Annotated in this window: 11 protein-coding genes; 4 read left to right on the plus strand and 7 right to left on the minus strand. The window is 71.3% G+C overall.

The genetic code is table 11. The annotated features are described in order from the left end of the window. The first annotated feature begins 4 nt into the window (after window positions 1-4). Together OG798_RS25080 and OG798_RS25085 are read left to right on the plus strand one after the other, a co-directional pair. A complete protein-coding gene (locus tag OG798_RS25080) occupies window positions 5-862 on the plus strand; it encodes an enoyl-CoA hydratase/isomerase family protein (protein ID WP_328757713.1) in 858 nt (285 codons plus the stop codon). A 53-nt stretch (window positions 863-915) separates the two neighbouring features. Continuing rightward, the gene (locus tag OG798_RS25085) at window positions 916-1,533 is read left to right on the plus strand and encodes a flavin reductase family protein (RefSeq protein WP_328757714.1); all 618 of its coding nucleotides are present in this window, start codon (window positions 916-918) and stop codon (window positions 1,531-1,533) included. 44 nt (window positions 1,534-1,577) lie between these two features. Here OG798_RS25085 and OG798_RS25090 read toward each other — a convergent pair whose 3' ends face one another. Continuing rightward, window positions 1,578-2,864, minus strand: coding sequence for an MFS transporter (locus OG798_RS25090; RefSeq protein ID WP_267063854.1), 1,287 nt, complete (start codon window positions 2,862-2,864; stop codon window positions 1,578-1,580). Window positions 2,865-3,064: 200 nt separating this feature from the next. Between OG798_RS25090 and OG798_RS25095 the strand changes: the two genes are divergently transcribed. Next, a complete protein-coding gene (locus OG798_RS25095; protein ID WP_267062167.1) occupies window positions 3,065-4,090 on the plus strand; it encodes a GlxA family transcriptional regulator in 1,026 nt (341 codons plus the stop codon). Window positions 4,091-4,173: 83 nt separating this feature from the next. On the opposite strand, the gene OG798_RS25100 is transcribed toward OG798_RS25095, so the two are convergent. Genes OG798_RS25100 through OG798_RS25110 form a run of 3 tightly spaced genes read right to left on the minus strand, consistent with a single transcriptional unit; the run spans window position 4,174 to window position 7,334 of the window. Then, window positions 4,174-5,223 (minus strand): Zn-dependent alcohol dehydrogenase, encoded by a 1,050-nt coding sequence (locus tag OG798_RS25100; RefSeq protein WP_267062168.1) that lies wholly within the window; start codon window positions 5,221-5,223, stop codon window positions 4,174-4,176. A 10-nt stretch (window positions 5,224-5,233) separates the two neighbouring features. After that, entirely contained in the window at window positions 5,234-6,379 is a 1,146-nt protein-coding gene (locus OG798_RS25105) for an acyl-CoA dehydrogenase family protein (RefSeq protein ID WP_328757715.1), read from the minus strand. Window positions 6,380-6,419: 40 nt separating this feature from the next. Next, entirely contained in the window at window positions 6,420-7,334 is a 915-nt protein-coding gene (locus OG798_RS25110) for an SDR family oxidoreductase (RefSeq protein ID WP_095854041.1), read from the minus strand. 99 nt (window positions 7,335-7,433) lie between these two features. Between OG798_RS25110 and OG798_RS25115 the strand changes: the two genes are divergently transcribed. After that, entirely contained in the window at window positions 7,434-8,360 is a 927-nt protein-coding gene (locus OG798_RS25115; RefSeq protein ID WP_095854040.1) for a cyclase family protein, read from the plus strand. A gap of 458 nt (window positions 8,361-8,818) precedes the next feature. Here the strand turns inward: OG798_RS25115 and OG798_RS25120 are convergent, their stop codons facing one another. From OG798_RS25120 to OG798_RS25130, 3 genes are all read right to left on the minus strand, one after another. Further along, window positions 8,819-9,301: an ATP-binding protein gene (locus tag OG798_RS25120; RefSeq protein ID WP_095854039.1), complete on the minus strand. Its 483-nt coding sequence runs from the start codon at window positions 9,299-9,301 to the stop codon at window positions 8,819-8,821. Between the two features lie 476 nt (window positions 9,302-9,777). Further along, entirely contained in the window at window positions 9,778-10,707 is a 930-nt protein-coding gene (locus tag OG798_RS25125; RefSeq protein ID WP_121415784.1) for an acyl-CoA dehydrogenase family protein, read from the minus strand. A 10-nt stretch (window positions 10,708-10,717) separates the two neighbouring features. Continuing rightward, a complete protein-coding gene (locus OG798_RS25130) occupies window positions 10,718-11,872 on the minus strand; it encodes an acyl-CoA dehydrogenase (RefSeq protein ID WP_121415783.1) in 1,155 nt (384 codons plus the stop codon). Window position 11,873: the final 1 nt, after the last annotated feature.

An 11,873-nucleotide genomic window follows, 5' to 3' on the forward strand; every position in this document is an offset into this window, starting at 1 on the left:
CCCCATGACATCCTCCCCCGAGAAATCTGCCGAGATATCTGCCGAATCTGCTGATCCCGTCGACTCATTGGTACTGCACGCCACTGACAATCACGTCTCGTGGATCACCCTCAACCGCCCCGAAGCGCTCAACGCCATCACCCCTGACCAGCGCGAACGCCTCATCCAGCACCTCTCCCACGCCTCCTCCGACCCGGACGTACGGGCCGTCGTGATCACGGCGACCGGCCGTGGTTTCTGCGCGGGCGCGGACCTGCGCGGGGGATCGTCGACGGGGAGGCCGCCGGCCGGGGAGCGGGTGGCCGGTGACGTGGCCCGCACGATCCGGCTCGGCGCCCAGCGTCTGATCGGTGCGGTCCTCGACTGCGAGAAGCCCGTGATCGCGGCGGTCAACGGCACCGCGGCCGGCCTCGGCGCCCACCTCGCCCTCGCCTGCGACCTCGTACTCGCCGCCGATTCCGCCAAGTTCATCGAGGTGTTCGTACGCCGCGGCCTGGTCCCCGACGGCGGCGGCGCGTATCTGCTGCCCCGGCTCATCGGCCCCCAGCGCGCCAAGGAACTGATGTTCTTCGGCGACGCGCTGACGGCGGCGGACGCGGCGCGGCTGGGGCTCGTCAACAGGGTCGTACCACCGGACGATCTGGAGAAGACCGCCCGCGACTGGGCCGAGCGCCTGGCCACCGGCCCGACCCGCGCCCTCGCCCTCACCAAACAGCTGGTCAACGCCTCCCTCGACACCGACCGCACCACCGCCTTCGCCGCCGAAGCCGCCGCGCAGGAGATCAACATGACCACGACGGACGCGACGGAGGGCGTAGCCGCCTTCACGGAACGCCGAACCCCCCACTACCGAGGCCGCTGAGTCAGTCCCATCCCTTCCTATCTGACACTCCGTCAGCTTCAATGGGTGGTGTGATGGGACACGCAGGAATGGCGGCCGCCGCCGTCCGTTATCTCAGGTCGGCCGGGGCTTCCACCGTCGCGGGGCGTGTTGAGGCGCTGCCGCGGCCTGAGCTGCGCGCGGTGGGGGACGATGAGCGGGCACCGGTCGATCAGGCGGCGTTTCGGCGGGTGTTGGGGAACTTCGCGACGGGTGTCACCGTCATCACCGCGCCGGGCGTCGAGGACGAGACGGGTGGCGGGGGACCGGCCGGGTTCGCCTGTCAGTCGTTCGCGTCGCTCTCGCTCGATCCGCCCCTGGTCTGCTTCATGGTGGGGCGTACGTCGGCGACCTGGCCGCGGATCGCCCGCGCGGGCGTGTTCTGCGTGAACGTGCTGGGGGCGCACCAGGGCGCGTTGTGCCGCGGGTTCGCGGTGAGCGGGGCGGACAAGTTCGCCGGGGTCGTGTATGACGCGGCGCCCATTTCCGGTTCGCCGCGTCTCGCGGGGGCCGCGGCCTGGGTCGACTGCACGATCCACGCGGTGCACACCGGCGGGGACCACCTGATCGTGGTGGGACGGGTGGACGCGCTCGGCGCGAGCGACGGTGACGCCGTCGCGCCGCTGCTGTTCCACAAGGGCCGGTTCCTCTAGTTCGGAGTTCGGTGGCAGGCCGCCCGGTCGGAGTGCTGGAGTCGTCAGGCGATCGCCGGTACCGCGGGGGTGCCCGTCGCGGGGCGTCGTCGGATCACCAGTGCCATCAGGGCCGCCGCCGCGCACAGCGCGCCCGAGGCGTACCAGACCACGTCGTACGAGCCGAACGCGTCCCGCGCCACGCCGCCGAGGAAGGCGACGAGGGCGGCGCCGACCTGGTGGGAGGCGAGGACCCAGCCGAAGACGATGGCGCTGTCCTCGCCGTACTGCTCGCGGCACAGGGCCAGGGTGGGCGGGACGGTGGCGACCCAGTCGAGGCCGTAGAAGACGATGAAGAAGATCATCGGGGGATGGACGGAGGGGGCGAGGAGCATGGGGAGGAAGAGGAGAGAGATGCCGCGCAGCGCGTAGTAGACGGCGAGCAGCCGGCGCGGTTCGAAGCGGTCGGTGAACCAGCCGGAGGCGACCGTTCCGACCACGTCGAAGACCCCGATGACCGCGAGCAGCGAGGCCGCCGCCGTGATGGGCATCCCGTGGTCGTGGGCCGCGGGCACGAAGTGCGTCTGGACCAGGCCGTTCGTCGAGGCACCGCAGATCGCGAAGGTGCCGGCCAGCAGCCAGAACGGGCCGGTGCGGACGGCGGAGAGCAGGACCGTCACCGCGCGCCGGGCGGCGCCCCGCACGGGCGCGGGCTTCGGTACGAACTCCGCCGACCCGTACGGCTTCACGCCCACGTCCGCCGGGTGGTCCCGCAGCAGCAGCCATACGAAGGGGACGACCGCGAGCGCCGCGAGGGCCACCGTCACCGCGGCCGGGCGCCAGTCGTGCTTCGTGACGATCCAGGACAGGAGCGGCAGGAAGATCAGCTGGCCGGACGCCGAGGCCGCCGTCAGGATGCCCGTGACCAGGCCCTTGCGCGCCGTGAACCAGCGGTTGGTGACCGTCGCCGCGAAGGCCAGCGCCATGGAACCGGACCCCAGACCGACCAAGAGGCCCCAGCAGAGCAGCAGCTGCCAGGCCGCCGTCATCCACACGGTCAGACCGGAACCGAGCGCGATCACCATCAGGGCGACCGCCACCACCCGCCGGATGCCGAAGCGGTCCATCAGTGCCGCCGCGAACGGCGCCGTCAGCCCGTACAGCGCGAGGTTGATGGACACCGCCGCGCCGATCGTGCCGCGCGACCAGTGGAATTCCTGGTGCAGTGGGTCGATCAGCAGACCCGGCAGCGAACGGAAGGCCGCCGCACCGATGATCGTCACGAAGGTGACGGCGGCGACGAACCAGGCGCGGTGGATGCGGACGCGGGTGGTGGACGCGCGGGTCGGCACGGTGGAGTCGGTCGGCTCGGTGGAGTCGGTCGGCTCGATCGAGTCGGTGGAGTCGGTCGGCTCGGTGGGGCGGGGGTCCTCCGCGGCTGCGGCGCCCCCCGGGGAGGCGGCATCGGTTGTCTGGGTCACGACATAGAGCTTCGGGCCTGCCACTCTCGCCAACGAGTGGCCCGAAGGACAGCATTCGCTAGGATCGAGCCATGGCCTCTCACGGTACGCCTCGCCACCGCGTCGTGGTCCTCGCCCTCGACGGGCTGCTGCCCTTCGAGCTCGGCATCCCGCAGCGCATCTTCGGCAAGGCACGCGACGCCGACGGGCGGCCGCTGTACGAGATCGTCACCTGCTCGGTCCGGCCGCCGGGCCCCGTCGAGACGGACGCCGACTTCGCCGTCCTCGTCGCGAACGGCCCCGAGGCCCTCGCCACCGCCGACACCGTCGTCATCCCCGCCTCCTACGAACTCGGCCCCGTCCACGAGGAAGGCATCCTCACCCCCGAACTGACCGCCGCCCTCACCCACATCCGTCCCGGCACCCGTCTCGTCTCCATCTGCACCGGCAGCTACGTCCTCGCCGCCGCGGGCTACCTCGACGACCGCCCGGCCACCACCCACTGGATGCACGCCGAGCACTTCCAGCGGCTCTTCCCGAAGATCAAGGTCGACGCCGAAGTGCTCTTCGTCGACGACGGCGACGTCCTCACCTCCGCCGGCGTCGCCGCGGGAATCGACCTGTGCCTCCACCTCGTACGCCGTGACCACGGCACCGCCGTCGCCAACGACGTGGCCCGCCGCACCGTCGTACCCCCGCACCGCGACGGCGGGCAGGCGCAGTACATCCAGCGGCCGGTGCCGGAGCCGCAGGCGGCGACCACGACCGCCGCCCGCGCCTGGGCGCTGGCCCGCCTCCACGAGCCGATCCAGCTGCGCGACATGGCCGAACAGGAAGCCATGTCCGTACGCACGTTCACGCGCCGCTTCCGCGAGGAGGTCGGGGTCAGCCCCGGGCATTGGCTGACCCAGCAGCGCATCGAACGGGCCCGGCACCTGCTGGAGACCAGCGACCTGTCCATCGACCAGGTCGCGCGGGACGCCGGCTTCGGCACGGCCCAGTCGATGCGGCAGCACCTACAGGCGGTGCTCGGGGTCACCCCCACCGCGTATCGGCGCACTTTCCAGACCTCCGGGGCCTCCAGAGTCGAGGACCTCGGTGCGCGCCAGCGCTCTTAAGGGGCGCGGGGCTGTGTACATCAGCGGCTCCGCCGCGGGGCGCGACCAGCCCCCACCCACCCGCGGACGAATGAACCGACCCCCTAGAACGTCAGCACCGCCCGCGCCACCCTCCCCCCCTCCGCATCCTGCGCCGCCTTGTCGAAGTCCTCCACCGGGTAGGTCTGGGTGACCAGTTCGTCCAGGAGGAGGCGGCCTTCTCGATAGAGGTCGGCGTACAGGGCGATGTCACGCTGGGGACGGGAGGAGCCGTATCGGCAACCCAGGATGGACTTGTCGAGGTACATGGAGGAGACGAGGAAGGACGCCTCGGCCGTGGCCGGGGGTACGCCGAGCAGGACCGCCTGGCCGTGGCGGTCCAGCAGGTCGATGGCCTGGCGGATGAGTTCGACACGGCCGACGCACTCGAAGGCGTGGTCCGCCCCCGTGGGAAGGATGTCCTTCACGGCCTCCGTCGACGTCAGGAAGTGCGTCGCGCCGAAGCGCCGGGCCACGGCCTCCTTCGCCGGGTTGGCGTCGACCGCGACGATCTTCAGGGCGCCCGCGATCCGCGCGCCCTGGAGAACGTTGAGCCCGATTCCGCCGGTGCCGATGACGAGGACGGTGTCCCCCCGGTCCACCCTCGCGCGGTTCAGGACCGCGCCCACTCCCGTCAGGACGCCGCATCCGATCAACGCGGCGGACGGGAGGGGGATGTCCTTGGGGATGCGGACGACCTGGACGGCCTTCACCACCGTCCGTTCCGCGAACGCGGAGTTGGACGCGAACTGGTACAGCGGCCGCCCGCCCCGCGCGAACGGCTGCCGCGGCATCCCGATCGCCTTGCGGCACATCGTCGGCCGCCCCCGGTCGCACTCCGCGCACGCCCCGCAGTTGGCGAGCGTGGAGAGCGCGACATGGTCGCCGGGGCGGACATGGTCGACGCCCGCGCCCACCGCCTCGACGACCCCCGCGCCCTCGTGTCCCAGGACCACGGGGACGGGAAAGGGGATCGTCCCGTCCACGACCGACAGGTCGCTGTGGCACAGCCCGGCCGCGGAGATCGCGACCTGCACCTCGCCGGGCCCCGCATCCCGTATCTCCAGGTCGTCCACGACCTGGGTCCGCTTGCCGTCGAAGATCACGCCTCGCATCGCGCCTCCCTCAGCCCTTGGGTTCCCTCGGCAGACCGAGCACGCGCTCGGCGATGATCGTGCGCTGGATCTCGTCCGAGCCGCCGTAGATGGTGTCGGCCCGGCTGAACAGGAACAGGTGTTGAAAGGAGTCGAGTTCGTACGGGGCCACGGCCGACCAGTCGGCGGGGCCGGTCGCGGCTTCCGCACCCCGTACCCGTACCGCCAGTTCACCGAGCCGCTGGTGCCAGCGGCCCCACAGCAGCTTGGCGACGCTGGGCGCGCCCGCGTCGCCCGAACCGCCCAGTGTCCGCAGGGCGTTCCAGCGCATCGTGCGCAGCTCCGCCCACTGGCGTACGAGGTGGTCGCGGACGACCGGGTCGGCCGCAGCGCCCGTGGCGACGGCCGTCTCGATCACCCGGCCCAGCTCCTGCGCGAACCCGATCTGCTGGGCCAGGGTCGAGACCCCTCGTTCGAAACCGAGGAGGCTCATGGCGACCTGCCAGCCGTTGCCCGCACCGCCAACCACGTGCTCGGCGCGGGCCACCGCCCCGTCGAAGAAGACCTCGTTGAACTCGCTCGTGCCGGTGAGCTGGCGGATCGGGCGGACCTCGACGCGACCGGGCTGGTCCATCGGGACGAGAAGGAAGGACAGGCCGTGGTGGCGGGTCGACCCCGGCTGCGTACGGGCGAGGACGAAGCACCAGTCCGCCTCGTGGGCGAGCGAGGTCCAGATCTTCTGGCCGCTGACGCGGTAGGTGTCACCGTCCCGTACCGCCGCCGTACGGATCCCCGCCAGGTCCGAGCCCGCGCCGGGCTCGCTGTATCCCTGACACCAGAGTTCCTCGCCGCGGGCGACCAGGGGCAGGAAGCGGGCCTTCTGCTCCGGGGTCCCGTGGGCGATGAGGGTGGGGGCGAGGAGCTTCTCGCCGATGTGGCCCGAGCGGGCCGGGGCATTGGAACGGGCGTACTCCTCGGCCCAGACGACCTGTTGGGTCAGGCTCGCCCGCCGGTTGCCGTAGCCGTCCTCCGCCCAGCCGAGGCCGATCCAGCCGCCCCGACCCAGTTCCCGTTCCCAGTCCTGGCGGACGACCGGCTCACCGACCGGGTGCGCGGTCAGCCAGTCCCGTGCCGTGCGCCGGAAGGCCTCGTCCTCGGCGTCGAATCCGAACTCCATGTGTCCCCCTCGCCCACGGCCCCAACAGAACAACGGCACTTCACGCGTTCGGCCGCGCCTTGCGCGCCGCCGCCCGCGCCATCGCCTCCACCTGTTCCAGCAGGGGCATGGGGTCCACGCCCACGGTCCCCGGCAGGAAGTCCGCGATCCGCTCGGGAGTCCAGGGGCCGCCCTCCGCGTACCCGGCGCGCAGCTCCCGCGGCTGTGCCCACACCGCGATCTTCGGGCCGGCGATCGTGTAGACCTGCCCGGTGATGCGTTCCTCGCGGGCACGGTCGGAGAGGAGGTAGACCACCAGCGCGGCCACGTCCTCCGGTTCGCCGATCTCCTTCAGCTCCATGGGGACATTGGCCGACATGCGGGTACGGGCGACCGGTGCCACCGCGTTCGCCGTCACCCCGTACTTGTGCAGGCCCAGTGCCGCGCTGCGCACCAGCGAGATGATCCCGCCCTTCGCCGCGCTGTAGTTGGCCTGCGCGACCGAGCCCTGGTGGTTGCCGCTGGTGAAGCCGATCAGCGTGCCCGCGCCCTGTTTGCGCATGACCGCCGAGGCCGCACGGAAGACCGTGAACGTGCCCTTCAGATGGGTGGCGACGACGGGGTCCCACTCCTCCTCGGACATGTTGAAGAGCATCCGTTCACGCAGGATGCCGGCCACGCACACCACTCCGTCGATACGTCCGTACGAGGTCAGCGCCGCGTCGACGACCCGCCCGCCGCCGGCCATCGTGGAGATGTCGTCGGCCACCGCGACCGCTTCCCCGCCCGCCGCCTCGATCTCCTTGACCACGGCGTCGGCGATCGAACTCGTCGGCTCGGCGCCCTCGATGGACACCCCGTAGTCGTTGACGACGACCCGTGCGCCCTCGGCGGCCGCGGCGAGCGCGACGGCGCGGCCGATCCCGCGGCCCGCCCCCGTCACGGCGACGACCTTTCCTGCCAAGAAGTTCCCCATGTCCGGCCCCTTCCCGCAGTTTCTGACGGTCCGTTAGATTCGGTCTCCTCGGATTCTACGACCCGTCAGATACCCGGAGACAAGCCCCGCGGAGGACTCATGTCACTTCCGGTCGAGTTCCACGACATCGCCAAGCGCGTGAACAACTGGGGGCGTTGGGGCGCCGACGACGAGATCGGGACCCTGAACCTGATCACCGACGAGGTGGTGCGGGAGGGCGTCGCCTGCGTCCGCACGGGGCGGCGTGTTCCGCTCGCGCTCCCGCTCCAGCAGGACGGGGTGCAGACCGGGATGATCCCCGGGCGGGTCAATCCGCTGCATGTCATGGTGCAGATCAACCAGGAGATCTTCGGTCCGGGAACGGTCGCGTGCAGCGACGACACCGTGACCCTGGGGCTCCAGGCGGCGACCCACTGGGACGCGCTCACCCATGTCTCACACTCCGGGAAGCTCTACAACGGCCGTCCGGCCGGCACGATCACCCCGCACGGCGGCGCCGAGTTCAGCGGCATCGACAAGCCCCGGCACATCGTCTCGCGGGGCGTCCTGCTCGACATCCCGCGCGCGCGGGGCGTCGATCGCCTCGACGGCGGGCACGCCGTGACGCCCGAAGACCTCGACGCGGCGGAGGAGTTGGCGGGCGCACGGGTGCGGTCCGGGGACATCGTGCTCGTACGAACCGGGCAGATCCAGGTCTACCTGGCCGGCGACAAGCACGCGTACGGGTATCCGTCGCCCGGGCTGTCGATCCGTACGCCCGAGTGGTTCCACGCGCGCGATGTCGCGGCCGTCGCGAACGACACTCTCACTTTTGAGATCTTTCCTCCCGAAATCGAGGACCTGTGGCTGCCCGTGCACGCGCTCGACCTGGTCGAGATGGGGATGCTGCAGGGCCAGAACTGGAATCTCGAAGAGTTGTCCACAGCCTGTGGACAAGAGAATCGCTACGCCTTCCTCCTGACAGCGATGCCGGAACCCTTCGTGGGCGGCACGGGGACCCCCGTGGCACCGGTGGCCATCCTCTGAGGTCCTGGATCACCCCCTGGAGCCCCCGGGGAAATGGGTCGGCTGGCGGCGCGCCACTGCGCGCCCCGAGCACGGCATCGCGCGCCGCCATCCGGTTCCGGCGTACCCGCCCCGCTCCCTCTGGCCCTGTAGGAGCCGACGCCGAATCACGACCCGCACTCGCCGAGGGCTCCCGTCACCGAAGCCCTCGTCGTCCCCTCGCGGCGAATCGCTGAACACAAGCGTGATCAAACGGACACGTCACGTCAACACCCGTTCGGGGAATTATCACTTACGCACCCTTTGCGAAGGCGCGCACGGAAGCACATCCCGGCGCACTCGGCCCTGACCCGGGCCGCGGAAACGGAACGCGTGCACAGATGCACGAACCGTGCTCCCGCACCATGAGGCACCAGAGGTACGGGAGCGGGTGCGGACGCGGACTCGGACGCGGACTCGGCCGCGGACTCGGCCGCGGACTAGACCGCCTCGTACGCCTCGTACGCGAAGTCCTCGTAGGGGGAGGCCGCGTACGCACCCCCCGCCCGGGCGCCCTGCGTACAGCGGTCGATCTCGCACCAGATGCTCTTGCCTGCGCCCTCGGGGTTCCAGCCCCAGCGGTCCGCCAGGCCGTCGACCAACTCCAGGCCGCGGCCGTTGGTCTCGTCACCCTCGGCGTGCCGGGGTACCGGGGGGCGGGCGCTGGAGTCGGCCACCTCCAGGCGGACGGTGCCGATGGGCTCACCGAGGACGCCCGGCAGGGACAGCCGCAGCACGGCCGGACAGCCGGTGTGCACCACGGCGTTGGTGACGAGTTCGGAGACGAGCAGGATCAGCGTCTCGGCGAGCGGTTCATCGACCCCTATCCCGGACCCGGCGAGCCTCGAACGGGCCCACCTCCGAGCTCGCCCCACCTCCGCGGGGTCGGGCCGGATCTCCAGCTGCACTTGAAGCACCTGCACCGCTCACACCATCCGAACCGGCGGACACATCGCCTCGCGCCTCACGAGGGCCACGATCGTGGCCATGACCTGCATGACCAGAACCAGGATCACGGAACGTGATTCCCTTGAGAGACAGCATGGTTGACGTACAGTCACCCCAACAAGCGCTTCGGGCATATTCCAGCGCGAAGGAGTACGCGTGCGGCATACTGTGCGACGCTCGCCACGGGGAGTCGAACAGGCAGTCACGGGGGTCCGCACCGCCTTGCGAGCGGCGAGCATCGCCGGATCCGGCGCGGCCTCAGAGGCAACACCGGGATCGCTCGATCTCGGAACCACTCGCATCTCACACAAGGTACCCGAGCGCGCCGCCGACTCCAGGCCGTGACAAGTCACGCGTAGGACACAACCCGATATCAACGCTCCGTAATTCCGGTATGCCACGATCCGCGACATTCATCGCGCCCCTTTCCGGACCGTGCCTGCACAGAGCCCTATCGGCCCACTCCGGACACCAGGTCGGCCGCCAACAACTCCTCACTCTCCGTAGCTGTTCCCGCACGTTGAGTCCGAGTCCAGGCCCGCTTCAGACACAGGTGGACGTCGGACTCCCAGGTGAAGCCCATGCCGCCGTGCACCTGGAGGCAGTCGCGGGCGCCGCGCACGGCGGCCTCGTCGGCGAGCAGCCGGGCCGCCGCGATGTCCACGGGGTCGGCCGTGACGGCGGCGGCGTAGACCGCGGCGCGCGCCAGTTCCACCCGCACCAGCATCTGCGCGCACAGGTGCTTGACCGCCTGGAAGGCCCCGATCGGCTGCCCGAACTGCTCGCGGGTCCGGGCGTGTTGCACGGCCGTCTCGCAGGCGCGGGCGGCGGTGCCGAGCTGTTCGGCCGCCGTGAAGAGCGAAGTGAGGGGAGCCGTGGGGAGTGCGCCGGTGGAACCCACGGGGCGCACGTCGGTGAGACCGGCTCCGCCGGATACGGGTACCCGGTGCAGCGGCGTCAGGGGGTCCACCGGCCGCAGCGGCTCGGCGCCGGTCGCGTCCCCGCGTACGACGTCGGCCTCGGCCAGCCACTCCACCAGGCCGCCGCCGTCGACGGCCGTCACCACGGTCTCTCCGGTGGCGGCCCCGTCCACCACGCCCGCCGCGAGGTGTGTGGCGATCAGCGGGCCGGGCAGCAGGACCCGCCCCGCCTCCTCGAAGGCGAGCACCGCCTCCGGGAGGCCGAGTCCGACGCCGCCGTCCGCCTCGGGCAGGCGCAGCGCGAAGAACCCGGCCTCGCCGAGCTCGCGCCACAGGGCCCGGTCGAGGCGCGGCCCCTCGTCCACGGCGGCGCGCAGCCGTTCCCGGCCGAACCGCCCCGCGAGCAGTTCGCGCACGCCCGCCTTCAAGGCTCGCTGGTCGTCCGTGAGTTGGAAGTCCACGGGGAAGTACTCACCGTCCCTTCGGCAGGCCCAGGATCCGCTCGGCCACGATGTTGTGCTGGATCTGCGAGGTGCCGGCCGCGATGGTGTACGACAGGGAGCTGAGCCGGTCGAGGGTCCACTGTCTGCCCAGGTCCAGCGCCTCGGGCCCGAGAACCTCGGCGGCGGCGTCGTACAGCTCCTGCCGCGCGTGTGAGTACCTCAGTTTGAAAACCGAACCGCCGACCCCCGGCACTCCCCCGTTCCGCTGTGCCTCGCTCACGTTCCACTGCGTGAGGCGCCACAGCGCGCGGAACTCGGCGTTGAGCCCGCCCAGCCGCCGCCGGAGTGCCGGATCGTCCCAGCGGCCGTTCTTCCGGGCCTCGCGCGCGACCTCCCCCAGCACCCGTCGGCAGGCCACGACCTCGCCCACGAAGGCGGTGCCGCGCTCGTACGACAGGGTCACCATGGTCACGCGCCAGCCGTCGTTCTCGGCGCCGAGCCGGTGGGAGACGGGCACCCGCACCTCGTCGAGGAAGACCTCCGCGAACTCGGTCGAGCCCGCGAGGGTGCGCAATGGCCGGACGGTGATCCCGGGCGCGTCCATCGGCATCGCGAGCCACGAGATCCCTCGGTGTTTCGGGGCCGCCGGGTCGGTCCTGACCAGCAGCTCGCACCAGTCGGCGACCTCGGCGTGGGAGGTCCAGATCTTGGACCCGCTCACTACGTAGTCGTCGCCGTCCCGCCACGCGCGGGTGCGCAGTGCCGCGAGGTCCGAGCCGGCGTCCGGTTCGCTGAACCCCTGGCACCAGACCTCCTCGCCGCGCAGCACGGGCGGCAGCCAGCGCGCCCGCTGTGCGGGGGTCCCTTCGGAGGCGATGGTCGGCCCGGCGTGCAGCAGTCCGACGAAATTGGCCCCTACGTAGGGGGCGCCCGCCTTTTCCGTCTCCTCCAGGTAGATGAGGTGCTGGGTCGGCGTGGCGCCCCGGCCCCCGGCGTCGACGGGCCAGTGCAGCCCCGCGTACCCGGCGTCGTACAGCATCCGCTGCCACCCGAGGTCGTACGCCCGTCGGCCGGGCCAATCGTCCGGGGACGGTTTCGGGGGCAGCGACGGGAGCACCTCGGCGAGCCACTCCCGCAGCCGCGCGCGGAACTCCTCCTCCTCGGGGGTGTACGTGAGGTCCATG

It is taken from the genome of Streptomyces sp. NBC_00271 (assembly GCF_036178845.1).
GTDB lineage: Bacteria > Actinomycetota > Actinomycetes > Streptomycetales > Streptomycetaceae > Streptomyces.

What these genes read in the sequence shown, in the direction of transcription:
- OG798_RS25080 (WP_328757713.1), top strand. Translation starts at nt 5, where the DNA reads ATGACATCCTCCCCCGAGAAATCTGCCGAGATATCTGCCGAATCTGCT.
- OG798_RS25085 (WP_328757714.1), top strand. Translation starts at nt 916, where the DNA reads ATGGGACACGCAGGAATGGCGGCCGCCGCCGTCCGTTATCTCAGGTCG.
- OG798_RS25095 (WP_267062167.1), top strand. Translation starts at nt 3,065, where the DNA reads ATGGCCTCTCACGGTACGCCTCGCCACCGCGTCGTGGTCCTCGCCCTC.
- OG798_RS25100 (WP_267062168.1), bottom strand. Translation starts at nt 5,223, where the DNA reads ATGCGAGGCGTGATCTTCGACGGCAAGCGGACCCAGGTCGTGGACGAC.
- OG798_RS25105 (WP_328757715.1), bottom strand. Translation starts at nt 6,379, where the DNA reads ATGGAGTTCGGATTCGACGCCGAGGACGAGGCCTTCCGGCGCACGGCA.
- OG798_RS25110 (WP_095854041.1), bottom strand. Translation starts at nt 7,334, where the DNA reads ATGGGGAACTTCTTGGCAGGAAAGGTCGTCGCCGTGACGGGGGCGGGC.
- OG798_RS25115 (WP_095854040.1), top strand. Translation starts at nt 7,434, where the DNA reads ATGTCACTTCCGGTCGAGTTCCACGACATCGCCAAGCGCGTGAACAAC.
- OG798_RS25130 (WP_121415783.1), bottom strand. Translation starts at nt 11,872, where the DNA reads ATGGACCTCACGTACACCCCCGAGGAGGAGGAGTTCCGCGCGCGGCTG.